Below are 13,988 nucleotides of genomic sequence, written 5' to 3'. Positions count from 1 at the left end.
GCGGCGGGGGGTGCTGTGCGGGTGGCCTGCATAATCACTGCCAGTTGCTTGGGGAGGGGACAGATCATGACCGGACAGGCATGTCCTGAATGTGGCGGACAGAGACCGGGCTGCGCCTGCGCACGCGCGGAGCTGGCGGCGGCCGAGGACTTCGACCCGCTCCGCATCAGGCCGTACGTGACCCTGGACGCGCAGGAGGAGCCGGGGGGCGGGGCGGACGGACGGGGCGGGCCTGATGGGCCGGGCGGGGCTGTCCCCGGCGGGGCGGGCGGGGCCGTCGCGGGCGGGCCGGACGGGGCGGGTGACGGGGGTGACCCGCCGACGACTCAGCTGCGGGCGGTACGGGCCGGGGCGGCCGGGCACGGGCACGGGCAGGGGCAGGGGCACGGGCACGGGCACGGGCACGAGGGTGCTCCGTACGGCGCTTCCTCGTACGACTCCTCTCCGGGCCCGTCCTCTCCGTACGACTCCTCTCCGTACGACTCCTCTCCGTACGACTCCTCTCCGTACGGCTCCGAGGGCGGCGCGCACGAGACGATGCCGCTGCTGCTGGGCGGGGCCGGCGGCGGGGTGCGCGACTCCGGGCCGGCTCCGGCCGGGGCCCGGGACGGACGGAAGGGCCGGCGGCGCGGCGGTGTGGTCGTGGGCGTCGCGGCGGTGGCCGTGGTCGGCACGGCCGCGCTGGCGGCGGCGGTGCTGAGCGGCGGCGGGACCGCCGACCGGTCGCTGGCCCCCGAGGTGGTCACCAGCGCGTCCCTGAACCTCGCCGTCCCCGAGGAGACGACGTCCTCCGGCGGACCGTCGCCGAGCCGCACGCCCTCCCGGACACCGTCCCCGAGCTCGTCCTCCCCGACGGCGACCCCCACGACGGCGTCGGCCTCCCCGTCCCCGTCCTCCTCCGCTTCCACCTCCGCGTCCGCCTCGGCGCCGGTGTCCGCGTCGGCGGCGCCGACGGTCACCGGTTCGCCGTCCGCGACCGGCGGCGCGGCCGCCTCGGAGAGCCCGGCCGGGACCCCGGAGACCTCCTCCGCCCCGACGACCGCCTCCCCCACCCCCACCCACACGGACGCCCCCGAGGGGGCGGCCCTGAGCGTCGGCGACACGGGACCCGAGGTGCGGGAGCTCCAGCTGCGCCTGCGGATCCTGTGGGTGTACCTGGAGGAGGCGGACGGGGTGTTCGACGAGAGCCTGCGCGGCGCGCTGATCCAGTACCAGAGCCGTTTCTGGCGGCTGAAGGACACGGAGGGCGTGTACGGCCCCCACACGCGGCGCGAGCTGGAGCGGGACACCGAGGACTACTACGACCACGGCTGACGAAGGTCACAGGGGGGCGAGTGGCCAAGACCGCCCTCGTTTTTGTATCGTGAAGAAACAAAGTGGCCCCGCCCGCACCCCCTGACCGGCGGGCGGGACCGCTTCGTTCTCCGCACCACCCCCCTGGAGACCCCCATGGCCGCCACCCCGGCAACGCTCACCGCCCGCGCCCTCCTGCTCGACATGGACGGCACCCTGGTCAACTCGGACGCCGTCGTGGAGCGCTGCTGGCGCCGCTGGTCGGACCGCCAGGGGCTGGACGCCGACGAGGTGCTGAAGGTGGTGCACGGCCGCCAGGGCTACGCCACGATGGCGGTCCTCCTCCCGGACCGCCCGATGGCCGAGAACCACGCGGACAACGCGGTGATGCTCGCCGAGGAGACCGCCGACATCGACGGCGTCGTGCCGGTGGCCGGCGCCCCCGTCTTCATGGACGCGATCGCGTCGCTCCCGCACGCCCTGGTGACCTCGGCGGACGAGGCCCTCGCCCAGGCCCGGATGGGCGCGGCGGCCCTGCGGATGCCGGTGACCCGGGTGACCGCCGAGCAGGTCGGCGCGAGCAAGCCGGACCCGGAGGGCTTCCTCAAGGGCGCCGCCGAGCTGGGCGTCGACCCGGCCGACTGCGTGGCCTTCGAGGACTCCGAGGCCGGCATCCAGGCGGCGAAGGCCGCCGGCATGCGCGTCGTGGGCGTGGGCCCGCGCGCGGCGGCCCAGTCCCCCGACCTCCACGTCCCGGACCTGACCTCCCTCCACGTCACCAGCACCCCGGACGGGACGATCACGCTGAGCACGCCGGGCGCCTGACGGCCCACCCCGCCACGGGCGGGCCGGAGCGGCGCCCGGACACGGGGCCCCGAGGGCCTGACGGCGCGGCCGCTGCGCCACGCGAGGGCGCCGGCCCGACGATCCGAGCCCGCTCCGAGCCCGCTCCCGAGCGGTGCCGCCGCCGGGCATGAGGACGGACCCGGCACCGACGGCCCACACTTGACCTACCCACCGGTGGTACGCGGGCGGGCGCGACGACGCGCCCGCCCCCGCCAAGGCGCAGGCACCCGCCCCCGACCCGGGAGTCGAGCGCGCCGCCGTCCCGCGGGCGCGGGTCCGGGCCCCGGGACGCCCCCGGGCAGGGGCGAGGAGCTCACCTTCAGGGGCGGGGCGACACTCCAGGAGGCTCGCCAGGGCGTACCCCCGGCCGCCTCCGACGTCCGCGACGGGTGTGGCGCCGCGCAGGGTCGACCGCGCCCCCGTACGACGCCGCACCCGGCGACACGCCCACCCCTGAGCCCCACGGCAGGACGACACGCCCGCCTCGGGCCGCCGTACGGCACAGCCCGAGCCGCCCGTCCGTACGGCCCGCGCGGGCGGCGCGCCCGCATACCGCCCGACGCCACAGCCGGCGACACGCCGAGGACCTCCCCCTCGGCGGCGCCCTCACCGCCGCCAGGCCGTCCCGCCGCCCGACCCGCCTGCCGCGGTCCGCCGCACCTCACGGCGCGCCCACCCTCGGAGTCGTACCGAACCAGTCCGACCACCCCGGGCGGCCACCACGCCCGGCCCACGCCGGGCACCCTCACCCCCCTCGCGCCCACCGCGTTCCCGCAGGCGGGAGATGGCGCCCGCCCTCCCCTTACTCCCCCGCCCTCCTGGCCCCTCCTGCCTCTCTGCCCCTGCCCCTGCCCCTGCCCCTGCCCCTGCCTCGTCCTGCCCGGGATCGGGGCCCCGACGGAAAGCAGATCCGGCGGAATCGGGCCTGGCGGAGTCGGGCCCGACGGACATCCCATCCGGGGGAATCGGCCCGACGGAATCAGCCCGGCGGAATCCGATGCCCCGTCAGAAAGCGGCACACCCCTTGATGTGACGTGTCCATGTCGCCACTCTGTTACCTGGCGCACCCCGCAGCGAAACCTCGCGCCGCCACGATGACCGGGCGCCGCCCGGTACGCACGGGACCGGCCGAACCGCCAAGGTCCCACCGAATCAAGGGAGTTCCCCCATGCCCGTCGGCAAGGTCTACGCGCGTCGAGTCGCCGTGCTCGCCTCCACCGCCGCCCTCACCCTCACCGGCCTCGTCACCACCGCGCCCTCCGCGCAGGCCGCGATGCCGACCCCGGTCAGCGCCGCGACCGCCCGCACCTATCTCGCCGCCCTCACGGTGAAGGCGGAAGGTTCCCTCACCGGCTACAACCGCGACCTGTTCCCGCACTGGATCACCCAGTCCGGCGCCTGCAACACCCGGGAGACCGTCCTCAAGCGCGACGGCTCCGGCGTCGTCACCGACTCCAGCTGCGCCTCGGTCAGCGGCAGTTGGTACTCGCAGTACGACGGCGCCACCTGGACCGCCGCCTCCGACCTCGACATCGACCACGTCGTCGCGCTCGCCGAGGCATGGCGCTCGGGCGCCAACTCCTGGAGCACCAGCCAGCGCCAGGCGTTCGCCAACGACCTCAGCCGGCCGCAGCTCATAGCCGTGACCGACAACGTGAACCAGGCCAAGAGCGACCTCGACCCCGCCAAGTGGCTGCCCTCGCGCACGGCGTACCGCTGCACGTACGCCCGCGCCTGGGTGCACGTGAAGCACCACTACGGGCTCAGCGTCGACTCCGCGGAGAAGAGTGCCCTCCAGTCCGTCCTCAACGGCTGCTGACCACACGCCTCCTGACACCGCGAGCACCGCGCGAGCACCGCACCGGCGCGACACCGGCACAACTCGCGCGCTGCACGAGCGCGGACTCCAGCACCGACAAGCAGCAACGGGCGGCACACAAGCGCCACCCCAGTACCACGTAAGCAACACATAAGAAACGGCGTGAATTCGGCGCGCCTGTGGTCCAGACCTGAGCCACCCTGGTCCAGACCAGACGGCCCTCCCTCAGGCGCGCCCCACGAAAGGAGATGTTTGAACTTGCAAGTACAACTCAGGTGAGCCTAACCTGGCGGCCGTTCGGTACCAGTCCCCCACGTACCCGCCCTCTCCCCGGGGCGGGCCGGCCGAAGGAGTACCCCCACCATGAGCACCCTCACCAACCGCCTGAACCAGGCGCAGCCCTACGCGCTCGGCCTCTTCCGGATCGTCGTCGGCCTGCTCTTCGCCTGCCACGGCGCCGCCTCGCTCTTCGGCATCCTCGGCGGCGCGAAGGGCGGCGGCACCGTCGCCGTCGGCGCGTGGCCCGGCTGGTACGCGGCGGTGATCCAGCTCGTCTGCGGCGGCCTCGTCCTCCTCGGCCTCGGCACGCGCGGCGCGGCCTTCATAGCGTCGGGCTCGATGGCGTACGCGTACTTCTGGGCCCACCAGTCCGAAGCGCTCTTCCCGCTCCAGAACGGCGGCGAGCTGTCCGCCCTCTTCTGCTGGACCTTCGCCCTGCTGATCTTCACGGGCCCCGGCGGCCTCGCGCTCGACGCCCTCTTCGGCCAGAAGGCCGCGAAGGCATCCCAGCGCGACCCGAACGCGCACGGCACCGAGAAGCAGGGCGCCCCGGTCGCCGCCTGACCACCACCCCCGCTCTCCCCCACCCCCTCCCCGCTCCCCTGCCCTTGCCCCTGCGCCTTCCGCTTCCCCTTCGCTTTCCCCGCGCAACCCGCTCTCTGGCCCCCGTCGGCACACCCGACGGGGGCTCGACGGGCCCTAGCCGTCAGGCGAGGCCCCGGGGGGCGTCAGGCGAGGCCCCGGCCCTCACCAGACGGCAACCGGGCCCCATCAGGCGGCAACCAGACCCCCACCCGACGGGCCCCAGGCACCCACCCGACACAGGCGGGGGGCCTCCCGGCAAGGCCGGGCGCATCGGCGCGTAGGCTCTGGCCCTGTGAATCTGCTCGACAGCATGGGCTCGCTGAGGTCGCTGACCGCGGGCCCGTGGATCTATCCGGTGGTGGCGACGTCGATCCTGCTCGACGTCTTTCTGCCCGTTCTGCCGAGCGGCTTCCTCGTGATCTCCGCCGCCACGGCCGCCTCCGCCTCCCTCGGCGCGGCCACGGCCCCCGCGGACGTCCCCTCCCTCCTGCCGCTGCTGCTCACCGCGGCGGCGGCCTCGATGCTCGGCGACTTCCTGGCGTACCGGCTGGCGCTGCGCGGCGGCCGGCGGCTGGACGGCGCGATAGCCCGCTCCCGCCGCCTGACCGTGGCGCGGGAACGTCTCGGCACCGCCCTGGCCCGGGGCGGTGGCTTCATCGTCGTCCTGGCCCGCTTCGCCCCGGCGGGCCGCTCCGTGGTCTCCCTGGGCGCGGGCGCGGCGGGGCGGCGCCCCGAGGAGTTCCTGCCCTGGTCCGCGCTGGCGGCGGTGATCTGGGCCTCGTACAGCGTCGGGCTCGGCTGGCTGGGCGGCGCGTGGCTGGGCGCGACCTGGTTCAGCGCGGGGGTCTCGACCCTGGCGCTGCTGCTGGCGGGCGGACTGGCCGGCTACCTCATACGGCGTCCGGGCGCGGCTCCGGCTCCGGCGTCCTGACCTGAGGGTGGTGGTGCGCTCCTCTCACCTCCAGGGTGGCGAGGAGCCGGGCGGTCGCGTCGGCGATCTCCTCGACGGCCCGGTCGAAGACCTCCCGGTTGTGCGCGGCGGGGGCGCGGAAGCCGGAGACCTTGCGAACGTACTGGAGCGCGGCGGCGTGGATGTCGTCCTGAGTCGCCTCATGGGGCAGGACGGGCGGGCGGAGCGTCTTGATGCTGCGGCACATGCCTCCAGTGTGACGCGCCCCGCTGACAGCGGCGGGGCGGCGCCGGGAGCGGCATGGTTCAGTTCAGGCCACGCCGGCTGCGCGCGTTGATCTCGGCGGCGCGGGCGCGGAGCTCGCGCAGGGGCGTGGCGAGCTGGACGTCGCCGGGCTCGGCCTCCCACTCGCCGCTGCCGTGGACGGCGCGGATCAGGAAGCGCCCGGAGACACTCCGCACGAAGAAGCCGACCCGCCCCGTGGCGGTGTCACGGACGAGGTCGCCGACCTCGGGCACTGGCTGCACGCAACCCCTCCGTCCCGTCCCGCACGCTGCATGGGGACACCTAGGGAAACGTGGAGACCCCGCCCTGTCAACGTATCTCTAGAGATGTCCCCCGATGGATGGATCACGAGGGCAGGACGGCGCACAGGTGCGCACCCTGGCCGCGGGGAGCCCCTTAGGGTGTCCCGCAGACGAAGGGAGTGGTCCACCCGTGACCGACCAGGACGGCACTCGTCGCCCCAAGTACCAGCGCATCGCGGATGAGTTGAGGACGGCGATCGAGTCCGGCGACTTCGCACCGGGCGACCGGCTCCCCGGCGAGAACGACCTCATGTCCACCTACGAGGTGGCCCGGATGACCGCCCGCCAGGCCCTCGCGGTCCTGCGCGGCGAGGGCCTCACGGAGGCCCGCAGGGGCGCCGGCGTCTTCGTCCGTGCCTTCCGCCCGCTGCGCCGCCGCGGCATCCCGCGCCTCGCCGGGGACGGCTGGGGCGGCGGCCGCTCGGTGTGGGCGGCGGAGGTGGAGAACCGGGCTCTGGTGGTGGACCAGATCGTGGTGTCGGAGGAGACGGCGGGCGGCCGGATCGCGGACGCCCTGGACCTGGCGCCGCACGCCCCCGTCTGCGTCCGCAGCCGCCGCTTCGTACTGGACGACAAGCCGGTCCTGCTCTCGGTCTCGTACCTCTCCGCCGACCTGGTCCGCGGCACGCCCGTCGCCCGCCCCGACACGGGCCCCGGCGGCACGTACGCCCGCCTCGGCGAGCTGGGCCACCGCCCGGTCCGCTTCCGCGAGGAGATCCGCTGCCGGATGCCGACGGCGGACGAGACCGACCGCCTGACCCTCCCCCCGGGCACCCCGGTGGTCCTCATCGGCCGCACGGCCTTCACGGACCAGGGCCGGCCGGTCGAGCTGAACGAGATGACCCTGGACGCGTCGTCCTACATCCTGGAATACGACTTCGACGCGTGAGAACTCGCCGAAGCCACCCCCCTCACCCTCCCGAACTCACCCCTACCGAGCTCAGACTCCCCGAGCTCACCCTTCCCGAACTCGCACCTCCCGAGCGGCGGGAACCTCCCCCTTCCCCTGCCCACTCCCACTCCCACCCCCCTGAAGATCGGCGCTGACCTGCCCACCCAGCGTCATCACGTTCAGCGTGGCGGCGTTCTCGTTGGCGATGGCCTTCTCGACCCGGGCGACGAGCAGGGTGAACGCCTCCCGCTTGGACAGCTCCCGGTACGGCCCGACCCGGGTCTCGAAGTAGACCCGCTCGTGCCCGAGCAGCTGCTCGGTGGACCGGTAGTTCTTCCACTGCTCGCGATACCGGTAGACGCTCTCCAGCGACACCGCCGCGACCACGACCACGCTCAGCACGGTGGCGGTGACCCGCGCGAACCCCGCGTCCAGATTCACGAACACCGGCACCAGCGCCCCGCCCACGACGGACACGGTACGCATCCGCAGATGCATCGCCTTCATCCGCGTGGCCTTGACGTCGTACCACTCCTGGTACTGCGCCAGCCGCCCCTCGACGTACCCCTGCGCGGTCATGTCCCCACCACTCACGCCGACTTCAGGCGCGTCCCCCACGTCAACCATCCCCGGAGTACACCGGCCCGCGGCCCCACCGGTCAACTCACAGCCCCCGTTCCCCCGAAGGCCCCGGCACGATACGTTCCCCCCGCCACCACCACGCCACCACAGGAGCCGTCATGACGACGTCACCCACCCGCACCCGCCTCGCGATAGCCCTCCTCGCCACCACAGCCGCCGCCCTGGCCACCCTCCTGACCGCCCCCACCTCCACCACCACCGACGCGAGCAACCGCGAAACGGGCACGGTCAAGCCCCTCACCCTGGCCAAGTCCGCGGGCGACAAGAAGGTCGAGGTCATCAAGTAGCCCTCGCCCCCACCCACGCCGACGGCCCCGGACCATGACCGGCCCGGGGCCTCTGCACTGGCGGACGCCAACACATTCTGACGCCGGCCGGCAAACGACCGCCGGAATCCCGAGCTGGCACCCACCGAGGAACGCCACATAAACAGCGTTCTGAGTTCCAACTCCTCGTCCGGCAGACGCTCATCAAACCTCGCATCGTGCATGCCCCCTGTAAGTCACCAGCCCCCAGAATCGCTCCGGCACTCCTCATACCGGCAGTCGTCGCCTCGCCGATGCAGGCGCCGCAAATCCTGCAAGGCGGCAACAGGAAACGGGTGCCGCATCCACTTCTCCAGATACCCTTCCTCACCATGCTCCCGCAGTACGCCCTCGGCCGCCTCCTTCACCGCGTGGCACAGCACGCCACGGGGCTGGGTGGAGCTCCAGAGAAGGATGCCGCCTGTCTCGTCGGGCGAACCCCAGCTCGTTCCCCCGTCCGGAAACTCGAAAATGTCGATGGCCACGTCAGCCCCCCGACGCCGGAGCAGCCACCTCGTCTCCATGGGCTCGCGGTCGAACGAGAAGCGCTCACCGAACGAGTCCCCGTAGAGCCCCGTCATGGCGTACAGCAGGTCGGCAAGTGCGTCCGTGCAGTAGCCGATCAGAGTCTCATGCTCCGAAACACCGTCGTCGATCCGATACGTGACACCCCCGGCGCCACGCAGCTCCCAACTAAACCGGAATTCGCCCACCGTCCCCCTCCTGAACCGTGCCCGTAACCGTGCAACAGTGTCCCTCGCTCCTACGATGCGCGCGAGACTCAGAACCAGCTGAGGGGGGACGGCAATGAGAACCAAGGACCCGGAGTACCCAGCAGCGGTCGAGGCGGCCGTCGATATTCTCCGGCAGCGGGCCCACCGGCATCAGACCATCACGTACGGGGAGCTGAGCGCCGAGCTGGCGGACCAGGGGTTCGGCTCCATCCCACCTCACCGCGGAGTCATGACCTACCTGCTCAAGGACGTCTGCCTCCACCACAACGATGACGGCCGCTCACCGATGCTCTCGGCACTCGTGGTGAACAAGGCCACCCGGGAGCCGTCCGACCAGTTCTCCACCCTCGCCAGAACCGAGCCGTTCACGCGCCCAGCCGCCTGGACCTGGCAGGACGAACAACAGCGGGTGCTCGCCCACCACCACTAGGAACGCCAGAGGCCCCCAGCCATGATCGGCTAGGGGCCTTTGAACTGGTGGGCGCGGACGGTTTCGAACCGCCGACATCTGCTTTGTAAGCTCGTGCGGGGCGCTCTCACCAGGGGCCGATCGCTGGTCACCTCCGCCACGGCAAACCGCGTACGACCACCGTCATCCGCCGTCGTTGATGTCAGTTTTGGATGTCAGCTCCGGCGGCGGCTACGAGTGGCCAGTCACTCCTCGTCGCTGCGCTCCAGGACCAGTCCGACGGACCCGTCTTCCAGCCCGTTGCTGTCTTCGAGGTGCAGATGGGCTCCATCGGGAACTCCTTCGCCTGCCAGCACCAGAAGATGCCCGGCAAGCGTCCTTAGCCCCGCGGCATTCGCCTCGATGACGACCTCGGCCCCGAGGTTCCGCACCTCGATCCGGGCATCGGCATCCCAGGTGAAGCGGAGCGCCGTGCCCTCAACGGCGGCCGTGACATGAGTGCTCTCGATCGGCGCTGAGCCGGTTCCGGAAGTCATGGAAATCATGATGCCGCCGCACGGGCAAGGTGCCGAGACAGGGGCTCGGTCTTCATACACAGACACCGACGGAAGCTCAGGAAACGGTGGTCACCAGTCGCGCCAGGCGTCCGTGATCTCGGCACGATCGATGCCCCTCCTCGCTGCCAGAGCAGCCACGTCCACACCGCGCTCCCCCAAGGTGAGATCGATGTACTCGCACAGCTGCTCCCGCTCTTCAGTGCAGTAGCCGGCGCCACCGTGGCTCGCGTCGCCGTCGACAGCATTGAGCGCGAGAACAACCCTCTCGACCGCTCCAAAGACCTCATCGTCGGAGGGCCCCAGGAGCCCACGTACCTCCGCCTCGAACGCCTCCAACACTGAATCCGTCGCCCTCAGCAAGGACTCGGGGTACATCTCCGCCCCGCCGGCACACTCGGGCCCCAAGATCCCGGCCTCGACATCGCGGGCCACCTCCGCCATCCAGGCACGCCAGTTCTCAGGTGGTCTGTTCACCATGGCGAAAAGGTACGCCGAAGCACTGACAACCCAGTTCGGTTGTGCGCTCTCGTTGATGTCAGACCGCCCTGACATCCTGCGCAAGTGAGAATGACATGGGCCGACTTCTGGGCACTGATAGCCACCCTGGACGGCGAAGCAACCCAAGGGAGCTGCCAGCGCCTTGCCGAGGAGCTGAGCCGCCGCCCCATCCCCGACATCATCGGCTTCGCCGAACGTCACGCCGAGGCCCTCTACCGCCTGGACCAGGAGAAGTTCGGAACCCTCCCCGTGGTCGACCTGACAGATCGAGACGGCAGCCCGTTCCCGCAATCGTCCGACGTGTTCCTGTACACACGCTGCGCCGTCGTAGCCGCAGGCCAAACCGTGTGGGAGAGCGTCTTCTTCGACGTCGACAAGTTCGCCCCGTACACCTCCACCGAGTACGACGGTGAATGGCTGCTATCCATACCGGACAAAGCGTACGAACTGGCCACCGGCAAGGAGTGGGACCGCTTGACCCGGTACTGCTTTGAGAGCTACTCCAACCAGGACGGATGGCCCTACCTACAGGGCTGAACCGGACTACCGCGCGATGGGGATCTCGTAGACGATCTCGCACAGGGTGGCGGGCACGACGATGTCCGCCGTTTCCACGGGTCGCCCCTGGTCGCTGTAGTAGGTGCGCCGGATGTGCGTGACGAGCGCGGCCTTCTGGATCCCGAGGAGTGAGGCTTCCTCGGCGGTGGCCTGACGCGGTTCGGGCTGCTCGACGGCATGGCTGACCGTGATGCCGATCTCGGCCATCCGGTTCACGACGCCAGCCCCGGCGTGTGGCCCGCCCTCGGGAAGGACGACGAGAGTTCCGCCGGTGAGGTCGTACGGCTCCCAGCTCGTGGACAACTGCACGGGCCGTCCGTCGGCGAGGAACTCGTACACCGTGCGGACACACAGGTCGCCCTCGGCGATGCCGAGCCGTGCGGCGATCTCCGCCGGCGCCGGAACCTTGGCCTCGGTCCGGCTCTCCCAGTCCCCCTGCCTACCCAAGGCCTTCATGTCGGCCCGGAACGGCGAACCACCGCCCTGCTCGCGCGCTGACGAGCGGACCACGCACACACGCTGACGAGGCTCCGCGACGTACGTTCCGGATCCCGCCCGCCCCTCCAGGACCCCTTGGGAGATCAGCAGCTCCTGCGCCCGGCGGACGACGTTCTCGCCGACGCCGCACTCTTGGCCGATCTGGGCACGCGAGGGGAGCCGGTCTCCGGGCCCCCACTCGTGCTCCGCGATCCTCCGCCGGAGTTCGTCAGCGATGCGGAGATACGGCGGCTGCTGCTCAGGCATATGGAAAATCTAGTCCACTAGCCCTAATCTAGTTAACTAGCTTCACGCAACGTGATCCCTGGCGACGGAGGCTCTCCTGTGCCCGCTTCGGCAGCAAGCGCGGAGGACATCGCCGCCCGGCTGTCCGCCCTCGGACTCACCACGCGCGTGGAGGAGCACGCCCGTCACATGTGGATCGAAGCGGAGGTGCCGGAATCGCTCCCCGCCGAGACATGGCGGGAGGCCTTGGAAGTGGTGGCGGAGGCCGATCGATTCGGGCTCCAGGCCAGCAGCTTGAACGGCCGCACCTTATGGGCCGCCGTACACGGAACGGTCCCCGCGACGCGCGATGTCCGGGGACCTGGCCATCAGCGATAGGAGCTGATCAGCGTGTTGAACCGTATCCGCCGCGCAGTTGGGCGCACCAGAGTGCGCCCCTTAGGACCGCCGCGCTTCGTGCCGCCGGAGGTCAACTGATGCATGCGAAAGCCGTCCCCTACCGATCGAGCTCGTGTCGGATCGGCACGCACCACGAGTGCGCGCAGTCCTCGCCGTCCCTGGCACCGGTCGGCGTCCCCGTGATCTACGAGGCGTGCGACTGCCCCTGCCACCCGGCGGCCGACCGGGAAGCACCGAAGGAGGCGACCTCATGAAGAGCTGGACGCCGAGCGGCGCGCTGGCCTCCAACGTCGAGATCACCTCGGCCAACGTCCAGCGGGGCGATGTCATCCAGATCGGCGGCCAGCCGTGCCGCGTGGCCGACCTCATCCAACTTCCGGGCGGCGCAAAGCGCCTCCTCTTCGAGTCGGGCGAACTGCTGACCATGCACTCCCGAACCCGGCTCATCGCCCTGAGGATGCAGAGAGTTGGTGATCAGCGCCGTGGCCTCTCGCCGTCACGTCATCGCCGATGACCTCAGGGCCCAGATCTCGACCGGCCACATCAAGGCCGGCGACCGCCTCCCCTCCGAAGCCCAGCTCGCCGCCCGCTACACGGTCAGCACGCCGACCCTACGGAGCGCCCTCGCGCTCCTCCAGGCCGAAGGCCTCGTCGAAAAGGTCCACGGCAAGGGCAACTTCGTCCGCCCCCCTCTTCGCAGGATCACGTATCTCGGCGGCGGCCCAACACTGCCCACTCCGGGCTTGCAGATCAGCGTCCGGACCACCAAAATCCGGGCGCGCGGCCACCTGTCCGTCTTGCTGCGCGTACCGGCTGGGAGTCCCCTCACCGAATTCCAGTGCCTGAGTCACGACGGAACCTCGCCGCACAGCCTGTCCCACGTCTACATCCCTCGCGATCTGGCGCCGACTGTCATACCCGACGAGTCGACCTGGCCCACAACCGTGGCGACGCCACTGGCCGAGGTCAAGGAGAGACTCTGCGCTCGCCTCCCCACCCCAGTGGAAGCGGCAACCCTCCGAATCAGCCCGACCCTCGCCGTTCTGGCGATCACCCGCGTAGCGACCGACACCGCCGGCCGCGTCGTCGAGGCCGCACTCCTGGCCCTCCCCGGCGACCGCGCGGAAGCCGCCTTCACCACCCACCACACGCCCGAAGGCAGAAGGGCCGAAGGATGACGCCTCACAACGAGCTCCGACTCCTCCCATGGTCGGGACCCGACGGCAAGCCCTGCTTCCTGAGCACCGACGGCTCCAACGGCCCCTTGTCCCGCCTGGCCGACCGCACCGAAGCCGTCCAACTCGACGTCGCCGCCGAGCTCCTGGAGCACGCCCAAGAGGTACTCGCCGACGAGTCGACGGCCCCGGAAGAACTCCGTCTCGTGGCGTCAGATCTCACCGGCGCTCTGCGAGACGCACTCCGCGTAGCCGCAAGCCGCGGCCACCGCCTCCCGACGCTGGGCACCTCCAACCACGGAGACAGCAACGAGGTCCCCCACCTGCCGGCAGGTGCCTTCGGCTAACAGCCACGCGCCACAACGACACGAAGCCCCGGGCCAAGGCCCGGGGCTTCGTGCACACGGCTCAGGAGGCCGCTTCGGGCCGGGCTATTCGTGCAGGTAACGCACCTCCGACCGATCCAACGACCCATCCCAGTCCGCAGATGGTCCACGCGTTGGGGAAGCCGGGGGAGGGGGCCAGGGAGTGGCGTAGGGCTAACCCCGGATGGCGCACGACAGGTCTACGGCGTTGCCGCAGCCCTTACCGGCCACTCCTGCAAGGACTGTTCCCTCCGTGTCACCCGTCACCTCAAAGAGTGAAGCAGGGGTAGTTTAAACGTGAAGATGTTGTAGTATCCACGCACCGCTAGCGGGGGATACCTTCGATGGCGGTGCTCAGAGATGTTCTCTTGGTGGGGGCTGGGGGCTGGGGGCGGTGACAAGAGGCAAGACG

General features: G+C 71.1%; 20 protein-coding genes. 13 read left to right on the top strand and 7 right to left on the bottom strand.

What is annotated here, in order from left to right:
* Positions 1–66: 66 nt before the first annotated feature.
* From ACFYT9_RS02965 to ACFYT9_RS02945, 5 genes are all read left to right on the top strand, one after another.
* Positions 67–1,314, top strand: coding sequence for a peptidoglycan-binding protein (locus tag ACFYT9_RS02965; protein WP_389160549.1), 1,248 nt, complete (start codon positions 67–69; stop codon positions 1,312–1,314).
* A gap of 135 nt (positions 1,315–1,449) precedes the next feature.
* A complete protein-coding gene (locus tag ACFYT9_RS02960) occupies positions 1,450–2,118 on the top strand; it encodes an HAD-IA family hydrolase (protein WP_389160548.1) in 669 nt (222 codons plus the stop codon).
* Between the two features lie 1,189 nt (positions 2,119–3,307).
* On the top strand, positions 3,308–3,958 hold the full coding sequence (locus ACFYT9_RS02955; protein ID WP_389160547.1) for an HNH endonuclease family protein: 651 nt from the start codon (positions 3,308–3,310) through the stop codon (positions 3,956–3,958).
* 363 nt (positions 3,959–4,321) lie between these two features.
* On the top strand, positions 4,322–4,801 hold the full coding sequence (locus ACFYT9_RS02950) for a DoxX family protein (RefSeq protein WP_389160545.1): 480 nt from the start codon (positions 4,322–4,324) through the stop codon (positions 4,799–4,801).
* A gap of 319 nt (positions 4,802–5,120) precedes the next feature.
* Complete coding sequence (locus tag ACFYT9_RS02945) at positions 5,121–5,753, top strand: DedA family protein (RefSeq protein WP_376598192.1); 633 nt, start codon at positions 5,121–5,123, stop codon at positions 5,751–5,753.
* Here ACFYT9_RS02945 and ACFYT9_RS02940 read toward each other — a convergent pair.
* Both ACFYT9_RS02940 and ACFYT9_RS02935 read right to left on the bottom strand, forming a co-directional pair.
* Positions 5,713–5,979 carry a DUF2277 domain-containing protein gene (locus ACFYT9_RS02940; RefSeq protein ID WP_376598182.1) on the bottom strand — a complete coding sequence of 89 codons (267 nt, stop codon included), beginning with the start codon at positions 5,977–5,979 and terminating at the stop codon, positions 5,713–5,715. The genes ACFYT9_RS02945 and ACFYT9_RS02940 overlap by 41 nt on opposite strands.
* 58 nt (positions 5,980–6,037) lie before the next feature.
* A complete protein-coding gene (locus ACFYT9_RS02935; RefSeq protein ID WP_389160543.1) occupies positions 6,038–6,259 on the bottom strand; it encodes a hypothetical protein in 222 nt (73 codons plus the stop codon).
* Between the two features lie 190 nt (positions 6,260–6,449).
* Here ACFYT9_RS02935 and ACFYT9_RS02930 point away from each other — a divergent pair, with 190 nt between their 5' ends.
* Positions 6,450–7,208 carry a GntR family transcriptional regulator gene (locus ACFYT9_RS02930; RefSeq protein ID WP_389160542.1) on the top strand — a complete coding sequence of 253 codons (759 nt, stop codon included), beginning with the start codon at positions 6,450–6,452 and terminating at the stop codon, positions 7,206–7,208.
* Between the two features lie 66 nt (positions 7,209–7,274).
* Here the strand turns inward: ACFYT9_RS02930 and ACFYT9_RS02925 are convergent, their stop codons facing one another.
* Positions 7,275–7,790 carry a DUF4231 domain-containing protein gene (locus ACFYT9_RS02925; RefSeq protein WP_389160541.1) on the bottom strand — a complete coding sequence of 172 codons (516 nt, stop codon included), beginning with the start codon at positions 7,788–7,790 and terminating at the stop codon, positions 7,275–7,277.
* Positions 7,791–7,951: 161 nt separating this feature from the next.
* Between ACFYT9_RS02925 and ACFYT9_RS02920 the strand changes: the two genes are divergently transcribed.
* On the top strand, positions 7,952–8,140 hold the full coding sequence (locus ACFYT9_RS02920; RefSeq protein WP_387279891.1) for a hypothetical protein: 189 nt from the start codon (positions 7,952–7,954) through the stop codon (positions 8,138–8,140).
* Between the two features lie 215 nt (positions 8,141–8,355).
* Here ACFYT9_RS02920 and ACFYT9_RS02915 read toward each other — a convergent pair whose 3' ends face one another.
* On the bottom strand, positions 8,356–8,871 hold the full coding sequence (locus tag ACFYT9_RS02915; protein WP_389160539.1) for a hypothetical protein: 516 nt from the start codon (positions 8,869–8,871) through the stop codon (positions 8,356–8,358).
* Between the two features lie 94 nt (positions 8,872–8,965).
* Here ACFYT9_RS02915 and ACFYT9_RS02910 point away from each other — a divergent pair, with 94 nt between their 5' ends.
* On the top strand, positions 8,966–9,322 hold the full coding sequence (locus tag ACFYT9_RS02910; RefSeq protein ID WP_389160538.1) for a hypothetical protein: 357 nt from the start codon (positions 8,966–8,968) through the stop codon (positions 9,320–9,322).
* A 224-nt stretch (positions 9,323–9,546) separates the two neighbouring features.
* On the opposite strand, the gene ACFYT9_RS02905 is transcribed toward ACFYT9_RS02910, so the two are convergent.
* Positions 9,547–9,837: a hypothetical protein gene (locus tag ACFYT9_RS02905; protein WP_389160536.1), complete on the bottom strand. Its 291-nt coding sequence runs from the start codon at positions 9,835–9,837 to the stop codon at positions 9,547–9,549.
* Positions 9,838–9,927: 90 nt separating this feature from the next.
* Positions 9,928–10,335: a hypothetical protein gene (locus ACFYT9_RS02900; RefSeq protein WP_389160534.1), complete on the bottom strand. Its 408-nt coding sequence runs from the start codon at positions 10,333–10,335 to the stop codon at positions 9,928–9,930.
* 90 nt (positions 10,336–10,425) lie between these two features.
* Here ACFYT9_RS02900 and ACFYT9_RS02895 point away from each other — a divergent pair, with 90 nt between their 5' ends.
* The gene (locus tag ACFYT9_RS02895; protein ID WP_389160625.1) at positions 10,426–10,893 is read left to right on the top strand and encodes a DUF4240 domain-containing protein; all 468 of its coding nucleotides are present in this window, start codon (positions 10,426–10,428) and stop codon (positions 10,891–10,893) included.
* Positions 10,894–10,899: 6 nt separating this feature from the next.
* On the opposite strand, the gene ACFYT9_RS02890 is transcribed toward ACFYT9_RS02895, so the two are convergent.
* Positions 10,900–11,658, bottom strand: a complete 759-nt coding sequence (locus tag ACFYT9_RS02890) for a GntR family transcriptional regulator (protein ID WP_389160533.1) — start codon at positions 11,656–11,658, stop codon at positions 10,900–10,902.
* 78 nt (positions 11,659–11,736) lie between these two features.
* Between ACFYT9_RS02890 and ACFYT9_RS02885 the strand changes: the two genes are divergently transcribed.
* The 4 genes from ACFYT9_RS02885 (at position 11,737) to ACFYT9_RS02870 (ending at position 13,558) form a co-directional block, all read left to right on the top strand.
* Positions 11,737–12,015, top strand: coding sequence for a hypothetical protein (locus ACFYT9_RS02885; RefSeq protein WP_389160532.1), 279 nt, complete (start codon positions 11,737–11,739; stop codon positions 12,013–12,015).
* 271 nt (positions 12,016–12,286) lie between these two features.
* On the top strand, positions 12,287–12,550 hold the full coding sequence (locus tag ACFYT9_RS02880; RefSeq protein WP_389160531.1) for a hypothetical protein: 264 nt from the start codon (positions 12,287–12,289) through the stop codon (positions 12,548–12,550).
* Positions 12,507–13,214, top strand: a complete 708-nt coding sequence (locus ACFYT9_RS02875) for a GntR family transcriptional regulator (protein WP_389160530.1) — start codon at positions 12,507–12,509, stop codon at positions 13,212–13,214. Before ACFYT9_RS02880 ends, ACFYT9_RS02875 begins: the two co-directional genes overlap by 44 nt.
* Entirely contained in the window at positions 13,211–13,558 is a 348-nt protein-coding gene (locus ACFYT9_RS02870; protein WP_389160529.1) for a hypothetical protein, read from the top strand. The genes ACFYT9_RS02875 and ACFYT9_RS02870 overlap by 4 nt, the downstream gene beginning before the upstream one ends.
* The last annotated feature ends 430 nt before the right edge of the window (positions 13,559–13,988 follow it).

Source organism: Streptomyces sp. NPDC004435, from assembly GCF_042873895.1.
GTDB lineage: Bacteria > Actinomycetota > Actinomycetes > Streptomycetales > Streptomycetaceae > Streptomyces.
Note: the sequence above shows the minus strand (reverse complement) of the source record. Positions and strands in the feature narration are given on the sequence as shown.

Coding starts and splice junctions, on each gene's coding strand:
- ACFYT9_RS02965 (WP_389160549.1), top strand. CDS start 67: ATGACCGGACAGGCATGTCCTGAATGTGGCGGACAGAGACCGGGCTGC.
- ACFYT9_RS02960 (WP_389160548.1), top strand. CDS start 1,450: ATGGCCGCCACCCCGGCAACGCTCACCGCCCGCGCCCTCCTGCTCGAC.
- ACFYT9_RS02955 (WP_389160547.1), top strand. CDS start 3,308: ATGCCCGTCGGCAAGGTCTACGCGCGTCGAGTCGCCGTGCTCGCCTCC.
- ACFYT9_RS02950 (WP_389160545.1), top strand. CDS start 4,322: ATGAGCACCCTCACCAACCGCCTGAACCAGGCGCAGCCCTACGCGCTC.
- ACFYT9_RS02940 (WP_376598182.1), bottom strand. CDS start 5,979: ATGTGCCGCAGCATCAAGACGCTCCGCCCGCCCGTCCTGCCCCATGAG.
- ACFYT9_RS02925 (WP_389160541.1), bottom strand. CDS start 7,790: ATGACCGCGCAGGGGTACGTCGAGGGGCGGCTGGCGCAGTACCAGGAG.
- ACFYT9_RS02920 (WP_387279891.1), top strand. CDS start 7,952: ATGACGACGTCACCCACCCGCACCCGCCTCGCGATAGCCCTCCTCGCC.
- ACFYT9_RS02910 (WP_389160538.1), top strand. CDS start 8,966: ATGAGAACCAAGGACCCGGAGTACCCAGCAGCGGTCGAGGCGGCCGTC.
- ACFYT9_RS02905 (WP_389160536.1), bottom strand. CDS start 9,837: ATGACTTCCGGAACCGGCTCAGCGCCGATCGAGAGCACTCATGTCACG.
- ACFYT9_RS02900 (WP_389160534.1), bottom strand. CDS start 10,335: ATGGTGAACAGACCACCTGAGAACTGGCGTGCCTGGATGGCGGAGGTG.
- ACFYT9_RS02895 (WP_389160625.1), top strand. CDS start 10,426: ATGACATGGGCCGACTTCTGGGCACTGATAGCCACCCTGGACGGCGAA.
- ACFYT9_RS02890 (WP_389160533.1), bottom strand. CDS start 11,658: ATGCCTGAGCAGCAGCCGCCGTATCTCCGCATCGCTGACGAACTCCGG.
- ACFYT9_RS02880 (WP_389160531.1), top strand. CDS start 12,287: ATGAAGAGCTGGACGCCGAGCGGCGCGCTGGCCTCCAACGTCGAGATC.
- ACFYT9_RS02870 (WP_389160529.1), top strand. CDS start 13,211: ATGACGCCTCACAACGAGCTCCGACTCCTCCCATGGTCGGGACCCGAC.